Consider the following 26,678-nt stretch of genomic DNA (forward strand, 5'->3'; position numbering starts at 1 on the left):
GACTCGTATTCTCCAACTATCGGGCTCACTCAGAATCAATTATGATTAGGCAAGCGCTCTAACTATTAAGGGTCAAAGTGTTATATCTTAAAGGGCTAAAGAAAAGCCATAAAATCAGTAGACTGCTCCAAATCGCCATCGCCCTGACCTTGATGGTCGGCTTAGTGCAATTGTGGCAGACAAGCCTACTACAAGGTCAGCTGCTTCTAAAGTCCCAAACGCAAAAGATGGCTAGATTACTGGTACAACAAACGGCCTACAGCGCGGCGCCCGCCCTACAATTGCAAAACGATGAACAACTCCAATGGCTGGCCAGTGCCTTAGTCGAAGATCCTAAGGTAATGTCGGCGGCCATTTTCAGCGACCAAGGTATACGCTTAGCCTTCGCCCAAAGCCTGACCAATGAAGCCTTAGATCCCGAATCGGAAGACATGAGTTTGCTCCTGAGCAAATATCCGCCCTATGTCGAACCCGTGATCCAAGATGGAAAAAATTTAGGCTATGTCGAGGTTAGACTCGATACCAAACTATTTTTTAATGAAATCAAAGAAGCGCATAACCTAAATATGGAGCAGCAGCAAATGATGCTGCTGGTTGCTGGCCTTATCGGTATGTTGTTATCCCGCGCCTTGTCCTTTAAGCGCGCCGATTTTGACCGCCGTCGAACCCGCGCCAAATTGCGTAAAAACCCTAAGAAGAATAAAGCCATAAAAGCCCCCGAAGCGGCCGAGGAAGCTAAACCATCGGATAATAAAGACACCCATATCTCAAGTGACACTGAAGCTGTGCAAAAGCCGGCAGAAGCTAAAAAGGCCAAAGAAAGCAAAGCAGAACAGGATCTCGACACTCCGCTCTTGGAGAAATCGGCTGTAAGCAAGGCGCAGAATGAAGACAGCAATCAAGCCATTGCCGAATCTAAAGCGAAGAAAGCCAAAACAAGCGCAGAAACAAAAGCTGCACTTGCGCCAGAACCAGTATCAGAGCAAGCAGCAGAGAAAGCGCTTGATGCGAAGCCAGAGCTTAAACCAGAGATAAAACCAGAGAAAGAGACAAAGGATGAGTCATCATCTGAGCCAACGCCTCAGTCTCAGTCTCAGTCTAAAACGGATACCAAAGAACAGCCGACCCAAGCTTCAGTCACCGATGCGCCAAGCTCAACACCCTCGCCGAATAAACCTAAGGTTAAATCGGTGCGCCGAGTGAAAACCAATGCAGCGAAATCTACCGCAGAGAAAGCCCCCGCTCAACCGAGCGATTTAGATACCGATTCTACGGGTTAATCGAGGCATCTCTGCTCAAATTGAAGCATCTTGGGTTTAGCGCCGCCTTGCAAAATTATCCATCCAAGAGCCAGCAACACGGCTAAACCGATTGAACTTGAAGATAACGAGGCAATAAAAAAGGGTTCGCAGTGCGAACCCTTTTCTTATAACGAAATTAGCGACACATTACAGCGTAATTGCAGCGTCTAATGTCATCACGATCATATCGTTGAACGTGGTTTGACGCTCGTCGGAAGTGGTTTTTTCGCCAGTACGGATATGGTCAGATACAGTTACCACACACAGTGCACGGGCACCGAATTCATGGGCAACACCGTATAAACCAGCGGCTTCCATCTCTACGCCTAACACGCCCATTTTTTCCATCACGTCAAACATTTGTGGATCAGGAGTGTAGAACAGGTCGGCAGAGAAAACGTTACCAACACGGATCTTAGTGCCTTTCACTTTGGCAGATTCGATCACGGCATTCATCAGCTCGTAGTTCGCGATAGCAGCGAAATCTTGGCCTTTGAAACGCAAACGGTTAACTTGAGAATCGGTACAAGCACCCATGCCGATGATCACATCGCGCACTTTAACGTCAGTGCTGATCGCGCCACAAGTACCCACGCGGATCAGGTTCTTAACGCCGTAGTCTTTAATTAATTCAGTTGCATAGATTGAGCATGAAGGAATACCCATGCCTGAACCCATAACAGAAATACGTTTACCTTTGTAAGTACCGGTAAAACCTAGCATGTTTCGAACGTCAGTCACTTGCTCAACATTTTCTAAGAATGTTTCAGCAATATATTTTGCACGTAATGGATCGCCTGGAAACAGAACTGTCTCAGCGAATGCGCCCTCTACAGCATTAATGTGTGGTGTTGCCATCGAAATAACCCCTGTTTATTTTATTAAGACTTAAGTCTTTGTTTACTGGCGGCTCAATGTTGGCCGCCAAATCGAGATCTTGCACGTTTACTTAAATAAACGACTCACCGTATTCCATCGGCTCAAGCTTGAAGTAGCTTGCGATAGATTGGCCGATATCGGCAAAACTGTTACGGCGACCGAGTGAACCGGCTTTCAGCCCTGCGCCATAGGCCAATACAGGCACATATTCACGAGTATGGTCAGTACCTTGCCATGTTGGGTCGCAACCATGGTCAGCAGTGAGGATTAACAGATCGTCCTCATCCAGCAGCGCGAGCATTTCAGGTAAACGCGAGTCGAAATACTCCAGCCCTTTCGCATAACCTGCCACATCACGGCGGTGACCATAGTGGGAGTCAAAATCAACAAAGTTAGTGAATACAATAGTATTTTCACCCGCTGATTTCACTTCGGCTAAAGTCGCATCAAATAGCGCTTCTAAACCGTTTGCCTTCACCTTTTTGGTGATGCCACAGTAAGCGTAAATATCGGCAATCTTGCCCACACTCACGACTTCACCACCCGCGGCTTTTAACTTATCTAATACTGTCTTCGCTGGCGGCTCGAGGGAGTAATCCTTACGGTTACCAGTACGAGCAAAGTCGCTTGGGCCTGTGCCATCGAATGGACGCGCAATCACGCGACCAATGTTGTAAGGCTCTAACTCTTCACGGGCGATTTCGCAAAGACGATATAAATTTTCTAAACCAAATGTGCCTTCATGGCAGGCAATCTGGAATACCGAATCCGCCGAAGTGTAAAAAATCGGCTTGCCAGAGCGCATGTGCTCTTCGCCTAATTCTTCCAGAATCGTGGTACCAGAAGCATGGCAGTTACCTAAAAAGCCATCGAGTCCGGCACGGGCGAGAATCTTATCTGTCAGCTCTTTAGGGAACGAGTTTTGGTGCTCGCTGAAATAGCCCCAGTCGAATAATACGGGCACGCCCGCCATTTCCCAGTGACCGCTCGGAGTATCTTTACCCGAACTTAATTCCTGAGCGTGGCCATAGGCACCAATCAGCTCAACATTGTCCGCAAAGCCTGGAGCAAACGCCCCCGTGCTTTCCATCGCCGCATGGGCTAAACCTAAACGCGCCAAGTTTGGCAGCGTTAACGGGCCTTCACGGCCGATATCCGCTTTACCTTCGGCACACGCTTTAGCGATATGGCCAAAAGTATCAGAACCTAGATCCCCAAACTTGGCGGCATCGCCAGCGGCGCCCACGCCAAAGGAATCCAACATCATTATAACTGTACGTTTCATAATTCTTCCTTAAAGATCCGCAGCTCGGATATAAGCATAGATCTCAGGTGTTTTTTCTGGAGCGACTTCATCAATACGAATCGCTTTTTTCACGGCTTCTTCCGCCTGAGCAAAGGCATCTTCAGATTGCGCGTGGATCACGGCAATCGGCGTTGAAGCATCAATCTTATCGCCAAGGGTACAGACTTGCGTCAAACCAACACTGTAGTCGAGTGCATCACCAGGCTTGCGACGACCACCACCTAAGGTAACCACGGCTAAACCGAGTTCGCGGGTGTCCATGCTGTGGGCATAGCCTTGGGTATCCGCAAAGACTGGACGAATAATTTGCGATTGCGGTAAGTACTTACTGTAGTTTTCGACAAAATCGACTGGACCACCGAGGCCTGAAACCATCTTGCCAAAGATCTCGGCAGCGCGGCCGTTATCTAATACGCGGTTTAACTTGGCACGGGCATCCGCTTCATCGGTCGCGAGGCCACCTAGGAGTAACATCTCGGCACAAAGACCCATAGTCACAGCGTACAGACGAGGATTACGGTAAGCACCGGTTAAGAAGTCGATGGCTTCTTTCACTTCAACCGCATTACCCGCACATGAGGCTAACACTTGGTTCATGTCAGTGAGTAAGGCCGTTGTTTTAGTACCTGCGCCATTGGCTACTGCTGCAATACTGCGAGCAAGTTCTTCAGAGGCTTCGTAGGTTGGCATAAATGCGCCGCTACCGACTTTGACGTCCATCGCCAATGCATCGAGACTACAAGCTAATTTCTTAGAGAGAATTGAGGCAGTAATGAGGGAGATGGATTCGACGGTCGCAGTGTTGTCACGGATGGAATAAAAACGTTTATCGGCGGGAACCAGATCGCCAGTTTGGCCGATAATCGCCACACCAACGTCTTTAACTACTTTGCGGAACAATTCACTCGAAGGTTCGGTTTGATAACCGGGAATAGCGTCGAACTTATCGAGCGTACCGCCTGTGTGTCCGAGTCCGCGACCCGAAATCATCGGCACATAACCACCGCAAGCCGCAGCCATGGGGCCGAGCATGAGACTAATCACATCACCGACACCACCTGTACTGTGTTTATCGATGACTGGGCCATTAAGACCAAGTGATTGCCAATTGAGTACAGTGCCAGAATCGCGCATTGCCGTAGTCAAAGCGATTCTTTCATCCATATTCATGTCATTAAAATACACAGCCATGCCTAATGCGGCGATCTGACCTTCCGACACTGCATTAGTGGTTATGCCCTTAACGAAGAACTGGATCTCTTCGGTGCTTAATGCTAACCCATTGCGTTTCTTACGTATAATTTCCTGAGCTAGAAACATGATACTGCCTCCAAGCTAAATACTAATACAACATATCCGTTATTTAGCTTTGCAATGAAACATCAAAACTGTAGTAATATTACAATTACATGCTATCGAAGTTTTGATGTTTCCAACTAGATTTAGGTCACACTTAATTAGTTTCGATATACAATTTTGGTATTAATCGAGATGCAATGTTCGATTAATAACCTTGAGTCGGCTTAGGCGCATCGGCTAATTCTAATGTGTGTAACAAGCTGTTGAGTAAGCTTGAAGCACCAAATCTAAAGGTACGTGGAGAGACCCAATCCGCACCGAGAATACGCTCAGCCACACCTAAAAACTCTGCAGCTTGAGCAGCATCACGTACGCCGCCAGCAGGCTTAAAGCCCACTTTGGTGTTCTTTTCACTGATCACAGTCAGCATGATTTCGGCCGCTTCAAGGGTCGCGTTGACAGGTACTTTACCGGTAGAGGTCTTGATAAAATCAGCACCCGCATCGATAGACAGTTCAGAGGCGCGGCGGATAAGCGCAGGATCGGCTAATACACCTGATTCGATAATCACTTTCAGTAATACATCGCCACAGGCTTCTTTACAGGCTTTGACTAACTCGTAACCGACACTTTCGTTACCTTCCATCAGCGCGCGGTATGGGAATACCACGTCAACTTCATCGGCACCATAGGCAACGGCGGCACGGGTTTCTAATACAGCAATAGCAATATCATCGTTACCGTGTGGGAAGTTGGTTACTGTTGCGATTTGAATGTCTTCTGCGCCCAGCTCATCGAGGGTCTTACGTGCGATAGGAATGAAGCGAGGATAGATACAGATGGCAGCAGTATTACCCGCTGGTGTCACGGCTTTGTGACACAGGTCGATCACTTTCTGATCGGTATCGTCATCGTTTAAGGTGGTTAAATCCATAAGTTCGATGGCGCGTTGTGCTGCTTTTTTTAAATCAGTCATAATAGCTCTCCAAAATAAAAAACAAATAAATAGAAATCAGTCGCTTATACGCAACGCTCAGAGCTGGCATTATTTTGATTATTTTTATATGGCCGGGCCTTCAGGCGATGCCGAGTAATTTGTGTAGGGCAAATTACATTTTTATTAGGTATTCAATCTTGCCTATGCATAACACATACGCATCCTGACACTTAAATGAACTATAAGTGATCACGACTTGAATCCTTGAAGACCGGAAGAGAGGATACGAATAATGTCTTGTTCCTACTTTTCCGCGAAAAATCCGTTTTAGCGCGAGAAAAACACAAACCTTTATATAAACGCACTGCTCAAATTATAAATGGGTTTAGATAAAGATTCATGACACATAAAAGATGGAGCCGCCATCGCGGCTCCAACGGCTCTTACAAGAAATTAGAACTTGTAAGTAGCTGACAGGTAGTGAGACCAACCTGTTGATTCTAGGCCAACTAAACCACCTTTATCTTCTAACAAATAAACGTCTTTGAAGCCTTTCAAACCATAGCCCAGAGCGTAACGATCTGAGTGCCAGTATAGACCGAAGAAGATGTTACCACCGTTAGAGGTTTTAGGTACGTACAAGTCATCAGTTGCGTCAGCACCGAATTGGTAATCGATGTAACCTTGGAATGACAGGAAGCTCTTGTTGTCGAAGAAGTAGAAAGGCTTGAACCAGTTAGCAGAGAATTGGTAACCGTTCCACTCTTTCGCGTTCATGTCATAGTAAGCGTACAGGTTCATACCTGTTTTGCCTAACCAAGGCACGTTTACGTCAGCACCAACACCCCAGAAAGTAGAGTTAACACCAACATTTTGGCCGTTAGCATCGCCACCGATTAATCCGTCCCAATTGAACAGAGTAGAGAAGTAAACTTCTTGTACTGGGCCGAAAGATAAGTCTTTGCCAGTTAATGCATCAATAGAAACACGCGGTGCAAACTTCATAAACAGCTTGCTTTTACCTGTACCAGGATTCTTGTCGCCATGGTTTGAGCTTTCATTCGCCAAGTTGAACACGTCAACATAGCCATAGAGATCGAAAATACCAGAGCGGCCGCCGAACTCCATTTCTAAGTAGTTGTGTTGGTCGCCAGACGCTGGGTTCTCAGGTTTTTCACCGATAGAGTACATAGCATTGAACTGCATCCACTTGTAGTCAGAACCGTGAAGGTCTGAACGGTCTGCAGCAAATGCGTTACCAGACATTGCAGCTACTGCTGTAGCAGCTAAAGCTAAAGTTTTAACGTTTTTCATCATCAACCCCATTATTTTGTTTGCTACCGTCAAGGGTAGCGTTCTTTTTGTGGCGCTCGCATTCTACCTCGATTAAAAAAAATCTCAATAATCTGGCGTAAAATCACGAACACAAAATTCTTAATTGTGAACAAAGTCGCGACTTGTTGTTTACGATTAATTAACTTAACCGTACGTCACGACTGTTAAGACAGCATCACAGCTAAAGTCTAGTTGTAATCTGGCCTATACAATCGGAGAAACTATTCACTACAGGAATCACTACTGGAAAATGGTTGAATTAACTTAGGTCCCGCCCTGCATGGTCAGGACCCAGTTAGTGGGGAGCGTCTCCCCTACACGTCTATGCTTAGATAGCTAAGAACAGACCTGCAATTGTTGCACTCATTAAGTTAGCTAAAGAACCGGCGATAACAGCACGGATACCTAACTTAGCTAAATCGTGACGACGGTTAGGAGCCATAGCACCTAAACCACCTAGCAGAATCGCAATAGAAGACAAGTTAGCGAAACCACACAGTGCAAACGAAATAATCGCTTTGGTTCTGTCAGTCATTGCTAAACCAGTGTCAGCAACAATCATACCGCCATCAGCGATGTCTTTTAGGTATGGAGCAAAGTTCAGGTAAGCTACGAATTCGTTAACAACGATCTTCTGACCGATGAAAGAACCAGCAACCAGTGCTTCGTTCCAAGGTACACCGATTAAGAAAGCTAAAGGCATGAAGATGTAACCAAGGATCAGTTCCAGTGTTAAACCTTCAACACCGAACCAACCACCTACACCACCGATGATGCCGTTGATCATTGCGATCAAACCAACGAAGGCTAACAGCATTGCACCAACGTTTAACGCTAAGTGCATACCAGATGAAGCACCCGCAGCAGCAGCGTCTAATACGTTAGCTGGCTTATCAGGATCTTCTGGTAATTCATCCATGTCGTTTTTAGCAACTTCAGTCTCTGGGTGCATCAGTTTAGCCATTAATAGACCACCTGGTGCCGCCATGAATGACGCAGCAACTAAGTACTCAATAGGCACGCCCATTTGTGCGTAACCAGCCAGTACTGAACCTGCGATAGAAGCTAAACCACCCACCATGATCGCAAACAGTTCTGATTGAGTCATAGTTGGGATGAATGGACGAACCACTAACGGCGCTTCAGTTTGACCAACGAAGATGTTAGCAGTCGCTGACATAGATTCAGTACGGCTTGTGCCTAATGCTTTTTGCAGACCACCACCGATGATACGGATGATCCACTGCATGATGCCTAAGTAGTACAGAACGGCGATCAGAGAAGAGAAGAACACGATAACGGCAACACGTTTACCGCGAAGATAAAGCCAAGTTTGAAGTTAGCTAAATCACCGAACAGGAAGCCGATACCGTTTTGTGCATAACCGATAACGCTAGAAACCGCGTCAGATACACTTTTCAGGATATCTTTACCGACAGGAACGTACAGTACAAAACCACCGAAGGCGGCCTGGATGGCTAATGCACCACCCACAGTACGCAAGTTAATTGCTTTTTTGTTATTCGATAGGAGGAAACCTATCGCAAGTAGGACGACCACCCCTACTAAGCTCATCAATATATTCATTAACCATCACCCTATTGTTAACACTTTTTAATTATGTTGTTAATCAACCTATTTCCGAGTCAGATTATACCCGAGAGAAAGTCGAAAATCGTCGTTTTGATCAAAATTTTGGAGTTTAATTTCAATCGCTTAGAGTAAAATGCTATTGCGACCTACACCTGTTTAACCAAAAACAACTAAAGGTCAAACAGTTGCATTGCATTCGACACCAAGTGTTCTGATATTAGAACACTAGATTTTTTTTGCAAAGTTGCAATTTTGTCTATAAAAAGTACAGCGTTAGCGGGTTGATTCCGTTTTTCTGTAACATTTTGCGGGGTCATGGCAGGAGAATCAGTCTCAAGTAGGAAGCTGTCTAGGGGCAATTCGCTGACGGTTTTGAGCAGTTTTTTCGCATTGGGATTCATCACTAAACCCCCAATACCTAGCTTAAAACCCAACTTAATATATTCAGCAGCTATATCGGGACTGCCAGAAAAGGCGTGTATTACGCCACCTTTTGGGAGTTTGTGGCGCTTTAAATGGGACAATACCTCTTGGTGAGCTTTGACTGCATGGACGATAACCGGCAAGTTCAGCTCATTGGCGAGAGTTAGCTGCGCATCGAAAAATGCTAACTGTTTAATCCAATTATCAGCATAAAGTTTGTCTAATCCGCATTCACCAATAGCAACAAAACGGGGACATTCTCGTAACTGAGAAACTTGAAATGTTAATGCTGCAATAGCCTTATCAACATCTTCGGGGCAAAACCAAGGATGGATGCCTAAGGCAAAATAGCACTGATATTGCTCAGCAATCGCCAATTGTTTTCCCCAATGCAGCGGGGAAACCCCCGGAATGATCAGATTATCGATGCCCGCTTGTCGCATACGCTGCACGACCTGTTCGCGGTCACTATCAAACTCTGCGAAATCGAGGTGTGCGTGGGTATCTAGCATCATCTATCTGTTACTCCGATTTTGTTTCTCCTTGGGGTGCAGGCGCCTTTTCTTGGCAATTCGGATTATTGCGGGCTAATGGCGGGTCCTCCAATCGAGGCATACAACAGCGGCGATTTTCAGGCGTCAGCCCCATCTTGTCACACCAACGAATATAGGCACGCCACGCCTGAGTTATCCAATGAATCATGTGTCATCCCCAAATTGTAGATACAAAAAAGGCGGTGAATCACCGCCTTTTAACCTAGAGTCACTTACCTATTAGTGTTCGCGTGTTTTAGCAAACTCGATATCAGGGTATCTTTCCATCGAAAGATTTAAGTTAACCATAGTCGGCGCAATATAAGTTAAGTTATCACCACCATCGAGCGCCAAGTTTTGGCTACATTTGCGGCGGAACTCTTCTAGCTTACGCTCATCTTTACAATAAACCCAGCGTGCGGTTGAAACGCTAATACCTTCGTAAATCGCTTCAACGTTGTACTCGCTCTTTAAGCGGCCGACAACTACTTCAAACTGCAGCACACCCACAGCACCAACGATTAAATCGTTCGAGTCTAATGGACGGAACACCTGCACTGCGCCTTCTTCAGACAACTGCACTAAGCCCTTAAGCAATTGTTTTTGCTTGAGCGGATCGCGCAGACGAATACGGCGGAACATTTCAGGTGCAAAGTTTGGTACACCGGTAAAGCGGAACTTTTCACCTTGGGTGAAAGTATCACCGATACGAATGGTCCCGTGGTTATGTAAACCAATAATATCACCTGGATACGCCACTTCGGCGCGCTCACGGTCACCCGCCATAAAGGTCAAGGCATCGCTGACGTTAACATCTTTTCCGATACGCACGTGGTGCATCTTCATGCCTTGCTCATAGCGACCCGAGCAAACACGCATAAAGGCTACACGGTCACGGTGTTTTGGATCCATGTTGGCTTGGATTTTAAACACAAAACCAGTGAATTTTTCTTCGTCAGGCATGATCATCCGCGCATCGCTTTCACGAGGTAACGGCTTTGGTGCCCACTCCACAATACCATCGAGGATATGGTCAACACCGAAGTTACCCAAAGCGGTACCAAAGAAGACTGGCGTAAGCTCGCCCTTCAAGAAGGCTTGGTGATCAAATTCGTTGGATGCACCGCGAACCAGCTCCATTTCATCACGCAAATCAGCAGCATAACTACCAATCGCTTTATCCAGCTCTGGGTTATCGATGCCTTCAATCACGCGGCGTTCTTGAATCGTGTGTCCCATACCGCTCTGGTACAGCACCACTTCATCACGCAGAATATGGTAAACACCCTTAAACTCTTTACCGCTACCAATAGGCCAAGTGATAGGCGCACAGGCGATATTGAGTACATCCTCAACCTCATCCATCAATTCGATAGGATCGCGAATATCGCGGTCGAGTTTGTTCATAAAGGTGACGATAGGCGTATCGCGCAGACGCGTCACTTCCATCAATTTGATGGTACGGTCTTCTACACCCTTTGCCGAGTCGATAACCATCAGGCAAGAGTCAACCGCCGTTAAGGTGCGGTAAGTATCTTCCGAGAAGTCTTCGTGGCCGGGAGTGTCGAGTAGGTTAACGAGCGCACCGCCATAGGGGAACTGCATGACAGACGTAGTAATCGAAATACCACGGTCTTTTTCCATTTCCATCCAGTCAGACTTAGCGTGCTGACCCGATTTTTTGCCCTTAACGGTACCCGCTTTCTGCAGCGCGTTTCCGAATAACAGCACTTTTTCGGTAATGGTGGTTTTACCCGCGTCGGGGTGCGATATAATCGCGAAGGTGCGACGTTTATCGACCTCTACTTTATTGTCTGACATTTAACCTATGCACTCGTATCGCTAAAAAAGGCGCAAATTATAGCGCCTCAGTGCGTACTTGGCTAGGTAAAGCCCAAGATGAGCCTCGGGCGATATGGCTTATTTTGTGCCTTCGAGCAAACCTTTAACTTTTGCTAGCTCAATTCGCGCGTATCTGTGCTCAACAAAGTCATAAATATTGGTCGCGAGGGCAAGACGGAAATAATTCGCCGCCTCTTGGTATTGATTCTTGGCGATTTCGATTTTGGCGAGATAGAAATACGCTTCACATAAACGCTCTGCATATTCTTTCGGATGAGTCAGGCCTAACTTGGCATCGGCAAAAACCTGATCACGACTCTTAACGCCAAGATAATAATCAACAATCACGGTTGACCAGGCATCGGCTTCCAGCCCCTTGCGGTGCTCTAGTAACTGACGTTTGGCCTCTTCAGCGTTATCTTTCGACTGGATAAGATATAACCACAGGGCGCGGTAACCATCTTTATTATCGCCGGCATAAAACGCCTGCATATCTTTTAAGGCGAGATCGTTGCGATCGCCATAATAAAGCGCGATACCGCGATTTAAGTAGGCATAATCATAGTTTGGCGACAGCTCTAATACACCATCAAACGCCTCATAGGCGCTATCGTATTCACCCTCTTGGGTGTAATAAATACCAAGGAAATTATAGGCATCGGCTAAATCGGGTTGCAGTTTAAGTGCCTGCATAAAATCGATGCGCGCCATTAAGCGTAAACCGACACTGTCGTAAATCACGCCGCGATCATAATGAAAACGTGCACGCTGCTCGTTGGTTAGCTCTACCGCCGATAAAATCTCATTCAGCTTGGCAAGGGTGACTTCGACTTTATAGTCAGGCATCACGGGGGCGATGACTAACTTACCTTCAACGTCATTTTGGTTGTCTAAGGGAGACTTAGTGGTCGCACATCCAGCCAACATCAAGCTGGCACCCGCCAGCACAGCAACAACAGCGGTTCTAATTTTAAGACTCATCCATTTCTACCTTTTTAGGTTCCCAACTAACGCAGAAGAATGTTCATGATAGCAATCCCACTTCAGGACTGCTATTGAGGAATAGCATTAAACGCAATTTTATTAAACCTAAACAAAGAAAAAGGAGATCAATTGATCTCCTTTTGGTCACGTCATGTCGAAACTGACGCCGATAATGTCAGTAAAGACGATTATTCAGCAGCAGGTTCTTTAGTCTGTGCTTCTTTGATTGACAGACGTACACGGCCTTGACGATCCACTTCCATGACCTTAACAGTCACTTCTTGGTTCAGTTCAAGGTGGTCAGAGACGTTAGCAACACGCTCATCGCTGATTTGCGAAATGTGCACTAAACCATCTTTACCTGGCAGAATGTTCACGAAGGCACCGAAGTCTACGATACGGATAACTTTACCGTTGTAGATACGACCCACTTCAACTTCGGAAGTGATTTCTTCGATACGACGGATGGCTTCACGGGTTGCATCGCCATTTGACGAAGCAATCTTCACAGTACCGTCATCTTCCAGTTCGATAGTGGTGCCAGTTTCTTCGGTCAGAGCACGAATTACCGCGCCGCCTTTACCGATAACATCACGGATCTTCTCTGGGTTGATCTTGATAGTGGTGATACGTGGAGCGTGGTCAGAGATATCATCACGGTGTGAACCAATCGCTTGGTCCATTACGTTCAGGATATGTACACGTGCGCCGTAGGCTTGTTGCAGTGCAATTTCCATGATTTCTTTGGTGATACCTTCGATCTTGATGTCCATCTGCAGTGCAGTCACACCATCACGGGTACCGGCTACTTTGAAGTCCATGTCACCTAAGTGGTCTTCATCACCTAAGATGTCAGACAGAACAACGAAGTCATCGCCTTCTTTAACTAGACCCATAGCGATACCCGCTACAGAAGTCTTGATGGGTACACCCGCATCCATCAGCGCCAGAGACGTACCACATACTGAAGCCATAGAGCTTGAACCGTTAGATTCAGTGATTTCAGAAACCACGCGAACGCTGTATGGGAATTCTTCAGCCGTTGGCATAACCGCGTTGATACCGCGCCATGCTAACTTGCCGTGGCCGATTTCGCGGCGCTTTGGTGAACCCACCATACCTGTCTCACCCACAGAGTAAGGAGGGAAGTTGTAGTGCAGCATAAAGCGGTTAGTACGCTCGCCCATGATGCTATCAATCTTCTGTGCATCACGTTCAGTACCTAAAGTACAAGTTACCAGTGCTTGAGTTTCGCCACGGGTAAACAGTGCACTACCGTGAGTACGTGGTAATACGCCAGCTAATACGCTTAATGCGCGAACCATGTCTGGCTCACGACCGTCGATGCGCGGCTCACCACGGATGATTCGACCACGAACCACTTTCTTCTCTAAGCTACCGAGCAGACCGTCAACTTCACGTAAATCCACTTCTGGGTTTGCAGCCAGCAGTGCTTCTTTAGCAGCGGCTTTAACCACAGCAACTTGAGCATAACGCTCTTGTTTAACTTGAATTTGATACGCTTCAACAAAACCTGCTTCAGCTAATTCTTTAACTTGAGCAACTAAGGCTTCGTTCGCCACAGGTGCAGTCCAGTTCCACACTGGTTTGCCTGCTTCTGCTTTGAATTCGTTGATGGCTTTGACCACAACTTGTTGTTGGTCATGACCGTAAACCACAGAGCCTAACATTACTTCTTCCGGTAAGGCTTGAGCTTCTGACTCAACCATCAGTACTGCGCTTTCAGTACCAGCAACAACCAGGTTTAATTGGCTAGTCGCTAACTGTTCAACAGTTGGGTTCAGTACGTATTCGCCATTGATATAACCCACACGAGCCGCACCTAATGGACCGCTGAATGGGATACCCGAAATAGCAAGCGCAGCCGAAGTACCGATCATTGAAATAATATCCGGCTCGATTTGTGGATCGACAGATACAACAGTAATGATCACTTGAACTTCGTTTGTGAAGCCATTAGGGAAAAGAGGACGAATAGGACGGTCGATCAGGCGAGCGATTAATGTCTCATCTTCTGAAGGACGACCTTCACGCTTAAAGAAACCACCAGGAATTTTACCTGCTGCGTAGGTCTTTTCTTGATAGTTAACAGTCAGAGGAAAGAAGTCACGGCCTGCTTCAGCTTCTTTTTTACCAACAACAGTGACTAACACTGTCGTGTCACCCATGCTAGCTAAAACGGCAGCGTCTGCTTGACGTGCTATGACACCTGTTTCCAGGGTGACTGTATGTTGACCATACTCAAAACTCTTTACAATTGGATTCACGTGACCCATTCCTTAATTAATGACCTTGAATTACGCGCGTAAGTATACTGCAATTAGGAACAATAGATAAAGAGCAGATAATGATGACAAAGGTCTATCTTTTCACTAAAGTGGGTAAACGAACAAAGAGTTATGTTGTAACTTAATGTAGCAATATCCCCTATAGCGAAAACAATAATAAAGGATGAGCTGAATGACGGGTCGCTTTAAATCCCTAACTTGGAAACAAACGAATCTCGTCGTTTTTACAGCGCTTTTTTTCGCTATCGCCATCTTTATTGTTGAAATCGCCCTCGTTGTCGTCTCCACCAAGCAGCAACTCACTACCACGCAACAGGAATTACTGGATTCTGTAGAACAACCCGCCGCCAACGCCGTCTGGGCATTAGACGACAACCTAGCAAGGCAAACCCTTGAGGGAGCGATTAAAGTAGAGCATGTGGGCTCTGCGGTAATCGAACTCGATGACGGCTCGATGTTTGTTTCCGTGAGCAATAATAAGAAAAACAACTCACAAACCTTTATCAGCCTTAGCAACAAACTCTTTGATGACTTAAAAGAAATTTCGCGGCCCTTGTATCGGCCCTTTTACTTTGAAGGCACACAAAAACAGCAGCTTATCGGCACGCTAACCATTTTTTACGACACGCAAGAACTCACCAACACCCTCTTTAGCCAGTTACGCTTCAGCTTTTTTGCTACCTTAGCCCGCGCGTTGCTACTTACCTTAGTGCTATCAGTGGTATTCCACCGCTTCTTAACTCAGCCGATTGCCAGGATCAGTGAAGCCATAGATAAGATTTCCCCCGATTCGCCCGATGAAAACCTGCTGCCTATGTCCAATGCCCATAAGGATGACGAATTAGGCCTAGTGACATCGAAGTTTAACCAGATCCTTATTCAATTCAGTCAAACCCAATCCAAACTGCGTAAGATGGCTACCCGTGACCCATTAACAGGCCTGCCCAATCGCACCCTGTTACTCGAAACTATTGCCGTGACAATTCAGCGCTCACGGGTTCATAAAAGTAGTTTTGCTTTGATGTTTATTGACTTAGATCGTTTCAAAAATATCAATGACTCCCTAGGACACGCCCTTGGCGATCAATTCCTCGCCCGTATAGCTCGTATTCTTGAGCGTGTAGTCGGTGATAAAGGTTCAGTATCACGCCTAGGTGGCGACGAATTCGTGATTTTAGCCGACTCGGTCCACTCCCCCGATCAAGCCGCCGACTTTGTCGATAAGCTGTTAGTGCAGCTCAATGTGCCGATTCAACTGAATGAACATGCGATTCACCCGGCGGCATCGATTGGGATTTCCATCTATCCAGAAGATGGCAACAGCGCCGAAGATCTTATCCGCCATGCCGATATCGCCATGTACAGCGCAAAGGCTGCTGGTTCGAATCAATGGGCCTTCTTTAAGCAACAGATGACCGAGCGCGCGGCCGTTCGTCTCCGCACCGAAGCATCACTGCATGATGCCTTGAAAAACAATGAATTTTTGCTCTACTTTCAACCCAAGTTGGATTTACAAACCGGCAAAATCACCGCTTGTGAAGCCCTGATCCGTTGGCAAAAAGATGGCCGCTTAATCAGCCCGATCTCTTTTATTCCAGTGGCGGAAGAAACCGGCATTATCATTCCCATCGGACGTTGGGTTATCGAGCAAAGCTGCCGTGTGCTGCGTGACTGGCAGAAGAAATATAACTTTGCGATACCGATTGCCATTAACGTCGCATCACAGCAATTTGCCGATGCCAGCTTAGTGTCGGACATCAAACAGATGGCGCTGCGTTATCAAATCCAACCGGAATTGCTCGAAATTGAAATCACCGAAACCTCGTTAATGAATGATATTGAGCTGGCGATCAACAAGTTAGAGCAGCTCAAATCGGCAGGTTTTGGTATTGCCGTCGATGATTTTGGTACAGGCTACTCTTCCCTGTCTTACCTGCGCCATTTGCCGATCACCACCATGAAAATCGACCGCTGCTTCGTGTCGGACTTACCGGGAGACAGCGCCATTGCCTCGACCATTTTAATGCTAGGCAAACAGTTAAATCTGACGATTGTGGCCGAAGGGATTGAAAACGAGATGCAACTCGACTGGCTCAAACAAAATCAATGTCAAATTGGTCAAGGCTTCTACTTTAGCCAGCCCTTACCACAGGCAGAATTTGAGGCGTTGTATATTGCCAATCAAACCGCAACCATTAGCAATATTGATGGATTACGTGGCGCTTAATACGTCGAAGAAGATAGTATAGAACACTGAATTTGAGGCAATAAAAAAGGAGGCTTAGCCTCCTTTTTTACGTCAGTAAACGCGTGATTAACGACGTAAACCTAACTTTTGGATCAGCTCATTGTAACGCGCTGCTTCAGTACGCTTCAGGTAAGCTAATAACTTACGACGAGCGCTAACCATGCGTAACAGACCACGACGTGAGTGGTGATCGTGGATGTGCTCTTTGAAGTGATCTTGCAAATGGTTGATTTGAGCAGTTAACAGCGCAACTTGAACTTCAGTTGAACCAGTGTCGTTTGCGCCACGGCCAAATTCAGCCAGGATCTTTGCTTTCGCTTCAGTACTTAGTGACATGTGTCTCTCCAAATATAAAATGTGAATCTCTAGCCGATCACTAACTCAGCCAGAGGGCGCGCTATTCTACCCATAATCCTTGGCGCGCGCAATAAATGCGATGGATTAATAACCCAAGATAATCAATTAAGATGCTTTAGCTTGGTCGTGGATCACGACTAAACGCTTAGGCGCCAGTAAACCATCTTCATTCATCTCGCCAATGCCGACGAAACGACGCTCGCTTCCTAAGGTAATACGTACCAGTGTATCTGCAACTAGGCCAGAGACTCGTACCGCCTGACCTTGCATTAGGTAAGCTGCGCTCGCATCTGGCACATTGACCTCAGGAAAGTCGGCCACCGCTGTATCCATAGGGAGCAGCAGCGAGTCCAGTAAGCTGCTTGGGTCAAGCTGCTCCTCCTGCGCCTTAGCAACTAAGGCTTCGAGCTGCTCAAGAGTGACCATTTTGTCGTAGGGATAATGGGCAACTTGAGTACGACGCAACATAATCACATGGGCACCACAACCAAGCATCTCACCTAAATCATCGATGATAGTGCGAATATACGTGCCCTTAGAGCAATGAATGTCTAAGGTCAGCTCATCGCCTTCTAGACTGATGAAGTTCAGCTCAAATACTGTGATTGGACGCGCCTCGCGCGGTACTTCAATCCCCTCGCGGGCATACTTATACAAAGGCTGGCCTTGGTATTTCAGCGCCGAATACATGGAGGGCACTTGCTGGGTATCGCCACGGAAATGTTCTAAGGCGGACATTAACTGCGCCTCACTGAACTCGAGCGGGCGAGTCTGCACCACTTCACCGTCAGAGTCGCTAGTATCTGTGCGTTGTCCCAGTTTTGCGGTAACCAGATAACGCTTATCCGAATCTAGCAAATGCTGCGAAAACTTAGTCGCTTCACCTAAACACACAGGCAGCATACCCGTTGCCAAGGGATCGAGTGCTCCCGTGTGTCCTGCTTTGTTGGCATTAAAAAAGCGCTTTACCCGTTGTAATGCGAAGTTGGAGCTCATGCCAGTGGCCTTATCCAACAACACAATACCGTCGATAAAGCGGCCCTTCGAACGTCTCGCCATTACGCTTTACCTTCGGTGTCATCGGCTTCGTCGATGTCATTATCAGTCACATCGTCGGCGCTACCAAACTGTTGCTGCTTGGCTTTATCGCTGTTGATCACTTGGCTGACGAGGTTAGACATACGCATACCTTCAACCAATGAGCTGTCATACACGAAACGGATTTCAGGCATGACTCTCAGCTTCATGCGGCCCGCAACTAAAGTACGGATATAAGGTGCGGCAGTAATCAAGGCATTGAGCTTTTCTTGCACAAGCTCTTTGTCTTCTTCGAAGAAAGTCACAAACACTTTGGCGTAACTTAAATCGCGGGACACATCGACATCATTAACGGTTACAAAACCAATACGGGGATCTTTCATGTCGCGTTGTAACACAACAGCCAGCTCTTGCTGCAACTGCTGGGCTATGCGACGTGTACGACTGAATTCTTTTGCCATAATAGAGTTACCATAGCTAATGTATTAAATTGAAAGGGCGGCTAATGCCGCCCTCTTTATCGTTACAGTGTACGTGCCACTTCGACGGTTTCGAATACTTCGATTTGGTCACCCACGCGGACATCGTTGTAGTTCTTAACACCGATACCACATTCCATGCCGTTGCGAACTTCGTTAACGTCGTCTTTAAAGCGACGTAGCGATTCGAGTTCACCTTCGAAGATCACCACGTTATCACGCAGTACGCGGATTGGCGCGCTGCGCTTGATGGTACCTTCAGTCACCATACAACCGGCGATTGCGCCCAGTTTTGGTGACTTGAACACGTCACGTACTTCAGCCAGACCGATAATCTGTTGCTTGAATTCTGGTGACAACATACCCGTCATCGCCGCTTTCACTTCATCAATCAGATTATAGATAACGCTGTAGTAACGCAGGTCAACACTTTCGCTTTCGATAGTCTTACGCGCCTGTGCATCGGCACGGACGTTAAAGCCAACCATGATCGCGTTAGAAGCCGCAGCTAAGGTCGCGTCGGTTTCAGTCAGAGCGCCTACACCGCGAGCGATGATGTTCACTTTCACTTCGTCGGTAGACAGACCCATTAAGGAGTCGGTAATCGCTTCGAGTGAACCTTGAACGTCTGCCTTCAGAACGATGTTCAGTTCCTTCACTTCGCCTTCGGTCATGTTCGCGAACATGTTTTCCAGCTTAGACTTCTGCTGACGTGCTAATTTCACGTCACGGAACTTACCTTGACGGTACAGTGCTACTTCACGGGCTTTACGCTCGTCGCGAACCACAGTTGCTTCATCACCGGCAGATGGCACACCTGAAAGACCTAAGATCTCAACAGGGATAGATGGGCCCGCTTCAGTGATTGAACGACCGTTCTCATCTTTCATCGCACGGATTTTACCGTACTCTAAACCACACAGAACGATGTCGCCTTGGCGCAGAGTACCTTCTTGAACCAGAATCGTTGCCACAGGGCCGCGACCTTTGTCCAGTTGTGATTCGATAACCACACCCGCTGCCATACCGTCACGTACCGCTTTAAGCTCTAATACTTCAGCTTGCAGCAGAATGCCTTCGAGTAGGTCGTCAACGCCAGCACCTGTCTTAGCAGATACGAAGGCGAACATGTTGTCACCGCCCCAATCTTCAGACATGACGCCGTGCTGCGCTAATTCGCTCTTCACGCGGTCGATATCGGCTTCTGGTTTGTCCATCTTGTTGACGGCAACAATCAATGGCACGTTACCGGCTTTAGCGTGTTGAATCGCTTCGATGGTTTGTGGCATTACGCCGTCATCGGCAGCAACAACCAGTACAACGATGTCAGTCGCTTTAGCACCACGGGCACGCATTGCGGTAAACGCGGCGTGACCAGGGGTGTCTAAGAAAGTGATCATGCCGTTTTCGGTCTCAACATGGTATGCACCGATATGTTGAGTAATACCACCGGCCTCACCCGCTGCCACTTTCGCGCGGCGGATATAGTCGAGCAGAGACGTTTTACCGTGGTCAACGTGACCCATGATGGTCACAACTGGCGCACGAGGCTCAAGCTTAACGCCGCCCTCTTCGTCACGCTCAGACAGTACTTGTTGCTCTAATTCGTTTTCACGGATCAGTACCACTTTGTGGCCCATTTCTTCGGCAACTAACTGGGCGGTTTCTTGATCTAACACTTGGTTGATCGTCACCATTGAGCCCATCTTCATCATTTGTTTGATGATTTCAGTCGCTTTAACCGCCATTAAGTGGGCAAGTTCTGCAACAGTCACGGTTTCACCGATACGCACATCGCGGGTCACAGCAGCCACAGGCTTGTTAAAGCCGTGCGCCATTGACTCTGGCGCAGTGCTGCGGTTACGCATGTGTTTTTCGCGGCCGTCACGGGCATCTTTACCACCACGTTTCGTCTTGGCGGTATTTTTGTTACGGGCACGACGACCACGTTTTTCTTCATCCATATCCGATGAATCTTCAGCGGCACGGGCCACTTTAGAGGTAGTGATATGGTGATCGCTATAACGTTCAGCCTCTTTACGTTGACGCTCTTCTTCGTCCCAACGCTTAGAGTTCTCTTCCGCTAACAGACGCGCTTTTTCAGCGGCTTTAGCTGCTTCTTCGTCTTGCTTACGCTTAGTCGCTTCCGCTTGAACCGCTTTTAAACGCTCAGCTTCAATGCGTGCTGCTTCCGCTTCTGGCGAAGTGTCTTTTGCAGGTTTCGCATCCGTTGCCGCTTTAGCCTTAGCTTTTGCTTCGGCATCCGCTTTCGCCTTGGCTTCCGCTTTTGCTTCAGCATCAGCTTTCGCCTTAGCTTCTGCTTCCGCTTTGGCCTTGGCTTCCGCTTCGGCTTCGGCTTTCGCCTTAGCTTCTGCTTCCGCTTTGGCTTTCGCTTCTTCTTCAGCTTTCAGAGCCGCTTCGCTAACATCGCGTTTAACGAAAGTACGGGTTTTACGTACTTCCACTTTAACGTCTTTAGATTGACCACCATTACCGGCCACACTCAGGGTCGATACGGTTTTACGTTGCAGTGTCATTTTGGTCGGTGCGCTTTCACCGCCATGCTGCTTCTTCAGATAATCCAGTAACTGTTGCTTCTCAGCTTCAGACACGTTATCAGTTTGGCCTTTCTTAATTCCGGCCTGAGAGAATTGCTCAATCAGACGTTCAACACTTTTACCCACTTCCGTGGCCAATTTCTCTACGGTAGTATCTGCCATCAGTTAAATCCCCCTGTTGATCGACTTATGCTTCTTCGCCAAACCAACAGATGTTGCGGGCAGCCATGATCAGCGCACCTGCTTTTTCTTCTGTCAATTCTTCAATTTCGATCAAATCATCAATGCCTTGTTCAGCCAAGTCTTCTAGAGTCACGATACCTTTGCTTGCTAAAACATAGGCTAAGTGTCTTTCAACACCTTCAAGTGCTAATAACTCTTCACTTGGCTCCACACCATCTAGTGCTTCTTCAGAGGCGAGAGCTCGAGTTGAGATCGCCGCTTTTGCACGCTCACGTAATGCTTCAACGATATCTTCATCGAAGCCATCAATTGCTAATAATTCAGATACCGGCACGTAAGCCACTTCTTCGAGAGAAGTAAAGCCTTCGTCAGCCAGTACTTGAGCAAAATCTTCATCTACATCCAGTGCTTCCATAAATAAGCTCTTCACCTTAGCGCTCTCGGCTTGGTGCTTCTTGTTCATGTCTTCCACTGTCATCACGTTCAGTTCCCAACCGGTTAGTTGAGTCGCTAAACGCACGTTTTGACCGTTACGGCCAATGGCTTGTGCCAGACTTTCCGCTTCAACGGCGATATCCATTGAGTGGTTGTCTTCATCAACGATGATAGAAGCCACATCGGCAGGTGCCATTGCGTTGATCACATATTGTGCTGGATTATCATCCCACAACACGATATCGACACGCTCGCCACCCAGTTCATTCGATACCGCTTGTACACGTGCACCACGCATACCCACGCAAGCACCGATTGGGTCGATACGACGGTCGTTTGATTTCACAGCAATCTTAGCGCGAGCACCTGGATCACGGGCAGCGCCCATCACTTCAATAAGCTCATCGGCAATTTCCGGTACTTCAACACGGAACAGCTCAATCAGCATGTCTGGCTTAGTGCGGGTTAAGAATAACTGTGCGCCGCGGGCTTCTGGACGTACTGAATACAGCAGAGCACGTACGCGGTCACCAGGACGGAAAGATTCGCGTGAAATTAAATCTTCACGGAACAATACGCCATCAGCGTTGTTACCTAAGTCAACTACCACGCTTTCACGGGTCGCTTTTTTCACCACACCAGTGATCAGCTCGCCTTCTTTATCTTGGAACTGTTCAACGACTTGCGCACGCTCGGCTTCACGTACTTTTTGTACGATCACTTGCTTAGCGGTTTGGGTAGTAATACGGTCGAAGGCCACAGATTCGATCTGATCTTCGATGTAATCGCCAGGTTGGATTTCTGGGTTTTCGTAACGCGCAGCTTCCAAGGTGATTTCGCGGTATGGGTTTTCTAACGCAACACCGTTATCGTCGATAACCATCCAGCGGCGGAAAGTTTCATAGGCGCCAGTTTTACGGTCGATAGAAACACGAACGTCAATATCGCCTTCGTATTTTTTCTTGGTTGCAGTTGCCAGCGCAGTTTCTAGCGCTTCAAAAATTTTCTCGCGTGGAACGGCCTTTTCATTTGAAACCGCCTCAGCGACTAGCAGAATCTCTTTATTCATTTCGTCTTGCCTCGTTCACCTTGAAACCATCAAAACTTAGCGATGATGTTGCCTTTACGGATATTATCCAAGGCGACAACCAGCTCTTTACCATTCACATTGAGTGACAGCATTTGGCCGTCAACCTGTGTAATGGCGCCTTTTAAATTACGACTGCCCGCGACAGGCATAGTCAGTTGAAGCTTGACATCCTCACCGACATAGGCCGCATATTGTTCAGCAGTGAACAGCGGTCTATCTACACCAGGTGAAGAAACCTCTAAGGTATATTCGGTCGAAATAGGGTCTTCAACATCGAGTACAGCGCTGACTTGGCGACTTACGTTGGCACAATCTTCGATATTGATACCATTCTCACCATCAATGAACACGCGCAGGATTGAATGTTTACCCGCTTGTACATATTCAATGCCCCAAAGTTGGAAGCCTAATGCCTCCACAGGCACTTTGAGCATGTCTGCCAGTCTGGATTCTAATGTTGCCAAAATTGACCCCCGGAAAAAACAAAAAAGGGCTTAATAGCCCTAGTAAAGCGTCGTATCGAATACGACAAATTTAAAAGTCCCAGATAACAAAAAACCCCGTAATGACGAGGTTATTAGCTTCAAGAACCTGTAAACCATAACGAATTCAAACACAATTCGTTACTAGGAGCTGGTTGCGGGGGCCGGATTTGAACCGACGACCTTCGGGTTATGAGCCCGACGAGCTACCAAGCTGCTCCACCCCGCGTCAACTGTGTGCAAGTATATTGACTATCGTCTTTGCTTGCAATAACTAAGTCAGCGCTTACTTCGTCTCACTTAGCTATATTATGGTGCCGAGAGCGGGACTTGAACCCGCACGTCCGTTAGGACACAGCCACCTCAAGGCTGCGCGTCTACCAATTTCACCACCTCGGCGACACCTTTTACTAGTCAGGAATTTTCGTTTCTGACTTTTCGGTTGCTTGATCAACTGGTTGAGTAACCTGTTCATCAGAACCTAAATTTTTCCATGCATCTTCATTTTTTGCGTGGTTTGCACTTAAGTTGCCAATCAGCAGACTTAACGTGAAAAACGCAATGGCCAGAATCGCCGTTGTACGTGTCAGAAAGTTACCTGAACCGCTTGAACCGAATAAGGTACCTGATGCACCGGCGCCAAATGAGGCCCCCATGTCAGCTCCTTTGCCTTGCTGGATTAAGATCAGGCCAATTAAACCTAATGCAACCAACAAGTAAACAACTACTAAAACTTCATACATATTATGCGCTCATCGCTATGGTACACAGACTTAAAAACTCGGTAGAGTTTAAACTGGCACCGCCAATCAGTCCACCATCAACATCAGGTTGGGCAAATAAATCTGCCGCATTACTCGGTGTCACACTGCCACCGTACAAAATCCTGATATTTTCTCCGATAAACGGAGACACTTCAGAGAGACGCTTGCGTATAAACGCATGTACTTCCTGTGCCTGCTCTGGTGTCGCGCTCTTACCAGTCCCTACAGCCCATAACGGCTCGTAAGCGATAATGGCGTTATCAAAAGCCATAGTGCCATTTTTCTGGATCACTATATCCAACTCTTCCGCAATCACCTCGAAGGTACGTCTTGCTTCACGTGCTGGACCCGACTCACCCACACATAAGATGGGGGTTAAACCGTGCTTTTGTGCAGCGGCGAATTTCTCCGCTACGATATTACTCGTCTCTCCGTACATACGGCGACGTTCTGAATGCCCGATAATGACATATCGACATCCGCAATCTTTAAGCATCTGGCCCGAAACTTCTCCGGTATAAGCGCCAAAGTCATGTTGACTTAAATTCTGAGCGCCCATCCTAACAAGTGAACCGTCTAACGCTTCCTTGTTTGCTTCTAGCAGTTGCCTGACGCTTTCTAGATAGATAGAAGGCGGGCATAAAACCACTTCAGCTGAATCATTTTGGAGCTTTGAGGCAAATTTCTTGAACAACTCTTGGGCTAATGCCGCGCTGCCGTTCATCTTCCAATTGCCAGCTACCATAGGACGTCTGAGTGCCATCACTGTCTCCTCTGAAAGCGGCGTGAATAATAGCGAACCACTTATTAAGTTACAATAGCTAAATTCGAAATTTTTCAGATATTAGGTTGGAATGCTTACTTTTTACACGCCAAACCCTATTCTTGCTCATTAATGCAGCTAACACCTTCATTTTTAATCGGTATCAGCTGCACTCGACTAAAGATTAGTTTGATTAGCTCGCCGATTTTACCGCATCTGCAATCAAATTGGCGTGCGCTAACACAGTATTGTGATCATCACCTTCAACCATCACACGAATTAACGGTTCAGTACCGGATTTACGTAGCAATACGCGACCTCGGGCACCTAGTTGTGACTCAACCTGAGCCTGAGCGGCTTTAACTTTATCTGAGCTTAATGGGTCGTGTTCGCCCTCAAAGCGCACATTCACTAACACCTGTGGCAGCATTTCCATCGGGGCAGTAAGTTGCTCTAGTGTGGCATTTTGTCGACGCATTGCCGCCAGCACTAAGATACCCGCCACAATACCATCACCCGTCGTACCATGGTCGAGGTTAAGGATATGGCCCGAGTTTTCACCGCCAATGCGCCAATCGAGTTCTTTCAGTAACTCCATTACATAACGGTCACCCACTTTAGAGCGGGCAAAGGGAATATCTAAGGCTTGCAAGGCTAAATCGAGACCTAAGTTAGACATAAGTGTGCCGACAACGCCACCACGCAGCACGCCACGGGCTTTAGCATCACAGGCTAGAATATAGAGAATTTGGTCGCCATCGATGACCTCACCGCGGCTGTTGACCATCATGATACGGTCGCCGTCACCATCCAGCGCAATCCCTAAATCGGCGCCTTCGGTCAATACGGTTTCGCAAATTTTCGCCATGGACGTGGCGCCCACTTTGTCATTAATGTTGACGCCATTGGGCTTATCACCAATGGTAATTACCTCAGCGCCTAACTCACGAAATACCGCAGGTGCAATGTGATAGGTCGCACCATGAGCACAGTCCACCACAATTTTTAACCCTGTGAGGGTTTGATCCGCTGGGAAGTTGCCCTTGCAGTATTCGATATAACGGCCACGCGCATCTTCAATACGTGACACTTTGCCCAATAGATGTGACTCAACACACTCTAAGGGCTTTTCTAATTCGGCTTCAATTTCCAGCTCTAGGTTATCGTCGAGCTTACTGCCATCGGTTGAGAAAAATTTAATGCCGTTATCATAGTATGGATTGTGGGATGCACTGATCACCACCCCCGCTTCGGCGCGGAAAGTGCGAGTGAGATAAGCCACAGCAGGTGTTGGCATTGGCCCCATCAACATCACATTGAGACCCGCAGCCGATAAACCCGCCTCTAAGGCAGACTCAAACATATAACCCGAAATACGGGTATCTTTACCAATAATCACTTTTTTGGTGCCGCTGCGGGATAACACCCGCCCTGCTGCCCAACCCAACTTTAATGCCAGCTCGGGAGTCATCTGGCCTGAACCTACCTTGCCACGAATACCATCGGTTCCAAAAAATTTACGTTCGCTCATATTGCCCCA

General features: G+C 47.3%; 21 protein-coding genes, 2 tRNA genes and 1 pseudogene. 2 read left to right on the forward strand and 22 right to left on the reverse strand.

Annotation, left to right across the window (positions count from 1 at the left end):
* Positions 1-77 precede the first annotated feature (77 nt).
* On the forward strand, positions 78-1,280 hold the full coding sequence (locus M0415_RS08565) for a YtjB family periplasmic protein (RefSeq protein WP_249554318.1): 1,203 nt from the start codon (positions 78-80) through the stop codon (positions 1,278-1,280).
* 168 nt (positions 1,281-1,448) lie between these two features.
* Here the strand turns inward: M0415_RS08565 and deoD are convergent, their stop codons facing one another.
* From deoD to pnp, 11 genes and pseudogenes are all read right to left on the reverse strand, one after another.
* Complete coding sequence (gene deoD / locus M0415_RS08570) at positions 1,449-2,159, reverse strand: purine-nucleoside phosphorylase (RefSeq protein ID WP_011621831.1); 711 nt, start codon at positions 2,157-2,159, stop codon at positions 1,449-1,451.
* Between the two features lie 91 nt (positions 2,160-2,250).
* Positions 2,251-3,465, reverse strand: coding sequence for a phosphopentomutase (locus M0415_RS08575; protein ID WP_055647280.1), 1,215 nt, complete (start codon positions 3,463-3,465; stop codon positions 2,251-2,253).
* A 9-nt stretch (positions 3,466-3,474) separates the two neighbouring features.
* Entirely contained in the window at positions 3,475-4,806 is a 1,332-nt protein-coding gene (gene deoA / locus M0415_RS08580) for a thymidine phosphorylase (RefSeq protein WP_249554316.1), read from the reverse strand.
* 184 nt (positions 4,807-4,990) lie between these two features.
* Positions 4,991-5,761, reverse strand: a complete 771-nt coding sequence (gene deoC / locus M0415_RS08585) for a deoxyribose-phosphate aldolase (RefSeq protein WP_011716152.1) — start codon at positions 5,759-5,761, stop codon at positions 4,991-4,993.
* A gap of 414 nt (positions 5,762-6,175) precedes the next feature.
* Complete coding sequence (locus M0415_RS08590; protein WP_249554314.1) at positions 6,176-7,036, reverse strand: nucleoside-specific channel-forming Tsx family protein; 861 nt, start codon at positions 7,034-7,036, stop codon at positions 6,176-6,178.
* Positions 7,037-7,385: 349 nt separating this feature from the next.
* A pseudogene (locus tag M0415_RS08595) lies at positions 7,386-8,644 on the reverse strand (NupC/NupG family nucleoside CNT transporter).
* Positions 8,645-8,820: 176 nt separating this feature from the next.
* A complete protein-coding gene (locus tag M0415_RS08600) occupies positions 8,821-9,585 on the reverse strand; it encodes a TatD family hydrolase (protein WP_249556583.1) in 765 nt (254 codons plus the stop codon).
* Positions 9,586-9,595: 10 nt separating this feature from the next.
* Entirely contained in the window at positions 9,596-9,775 is a 180-nt protein-coding gene (locus M0415_RS08605) for a DUF5363 family protein (RefSeq protein WP_249560467.1), read from the reverse strand.
* Between the two features lie 71 nt (positions 9,776-9,846).
* On the reverse strand, positions 9,847-11,427 hold the full coding sequence (gene prfC / locus M0415_RS08610; protein ID WP_011716148.1) for a peptide chain release factor 3: 1,581 nt from the start codon (positions 11,425-11,427) through the stop codon (positions 9,847-9,849).
* A gap of 99 nt (positions 11,428-11,526) precedes the next feature.
* The gene (gene nlpI, locus M0415_RS08615; protein WP_220054915.1) at positions 11,527-12,429 is read right to left on the reverse strand and encodes a lipoprotein NlpI; all 903 of its coding nucleotides are present in this window, start codon (positions 12,427-12,429) and stop codon (positions 11,527-11,529) included.
* Positions 12,430-12,620: 191 nt separating this feature from the next.
* Positions 12,621-14,720, reverse strand: coding sequence for a polyribonucleotide nucleotidyltransferase (gene pnp, locus M0415_RS08620; RefSeq protein WP_088210873.1), 2,100 nt, complete (start codon positions 14,718-14,720; stop codon positions 12,621-12,623).
* A gap of 193 nt (positions 14,721-14,913) precedes the next feature.
* Between pnp and M0415_RS08625 the strand changes: the two genes are divergently transcribed.
* Complete coding sequence (locus M0415_RS08625) at positions 14,914-16,968, forward strand: putative bifunctional diguanylate cyclase/phosphodiesterase (RefSeq protein ID WP_249554312.1); 2,055 nt, start codon at positions 14,914-14,916, stop codon at positions 16,966-16,968.
* Between the two features lie 87 nt (positions 16,969-17,055).
* Here M0415_RS08625 and rpsO read toward each other — a convergent pair whose 3' ends face one another.
* The 11 genes from rpsO to glmM all read right to left on the reverse strand — a co-directional run bounded on the left by rpsO (position 17,056) and on the right by glmM (position 26,669).
* Complete coding sequence (gene rpsO / locus M0415_RS08630; protein WP_011621820.1) at positions 17,056-17,325, reverse strand: 30S ribosomal protein S15; 270 nt, start codon at positions 17,323-17,325, stop codon at positions 17,056-17,058.
* A gap of 126 nt (positions 17,326-17,451) precedes the next feature.
* A complete protein-coding gene (gene truB, locus M0415_RS08635) occupies positions 17,452-18,405 on the reverse strand; it encodes a tRNA pseudouridine(55) synthase TruB (protein ID WP_249554310.1) in 954 nt (317 codons plus the stop codon).
* Positions 18,405-18,845, reverse strand: a complete 441-nt coding sequence (gene rbfA / locus M0415_RS08640; protein WP_088210876.1) for a 30S ribosome-binding factor RbfA — start codon at positions 18,843-18,845, stop codon at positions 18,405-18,407. Before rbfA ends, truB begins: the two co-directional genes overlap by 1 nt.
* Positions 18,846-18,907: 62 nt before the next feature.
* On the reverse strand, positions 18,908-21,583 hold the full coding sequence (gene infB, locus M0415_RS08645) for a translation initiation factor IF-2 (RefSeq protein ID WP_249554308.1): 2,676 nt from the start codon (positions 21,581-21,583) through the stop codon (positions 18,908-18,910).
* Between the two features lie 25 nt (positions 21,584-21,608).
* A complete protein-coding gene (gene nusA, locus M0415_RS08650) occupies positions 21,609-23,108 on the reverse strand; it encodes a transcription termination factor NusA (protein WP_088210878.1) in 1,500 nt (499 codons plus the stop codon).
* 29 nt (positions 23,109-23,137) lie between these two features.
* Complete coding sequence (rimP, locus tag M0415_RS08655) at positions 23,138-23,593, reverse strand: ribosome maturation factor RimP (protein ID WP_011716141.1); 456 nt, start codon at positions 23,591-23,593, stop codon at positions 23,138-23,140.
* A 170-nt stretch (positions 23,594-23,763) separates the two neighbouring features.
* Positions 23,764-23,840 (reverse strand) — tRNA-Met (locus tag M0415_RS08660).
* Between the two features lie 83 nt (positions 23,841-23,923).
* Positions 23,924-24,010, reverse strand: a tRNA-Leu gene (locus tag M0415_RS08665).
* A gap of 11 nt (positions 24,011-24,021) precedes the next feature.
* Positions 24,022-24,354 (reverse strand): preprotein translocase subunit SecG, encoded by a 333-nt coding sequence (gene secG, locus M0415_RS08670; RefSeq protein WP_011625494.1) that lies wholly within the window; start codon positions 24,352-24,354, stop codon positions 24,022-24,024.
* 1 nt (position 24,355) lies between these two features.
* Complete coding sequence (gene tpiA, locus M0415_RS08675) at positions 24,356-25,138, reverse strand: triose-phosphate isomerase (protein WP_011071430.1); 783 nt, start codon at positions 25,136-25,138, stop codon at positions 24,356-24,358.
* Between the two features lie 193 nt (positions 25,139-25,331).
* Positions 25,332-26,669, reverse strand: a complete 1,338-nt coding sequence (gene glmM / locus M0415_RS08680; protein WP_023268278.1) for a phosphoglucosamine mutase — start codon at positions 26,667-26,669, stop codon at positions 25,332-25,334.
* Positions 26,670-26,678: the final 9 nt, after the last annotated feature.

Source organism: Shewanella sp. 10B (genome assembly GCF_023475885.1).
GTDB lineage: Bacteria > Pseudomonadota > Gammaproteobacteria > Enterobacterales > Shewanellaceae > Shewanella > Shewanella mangrovisoli.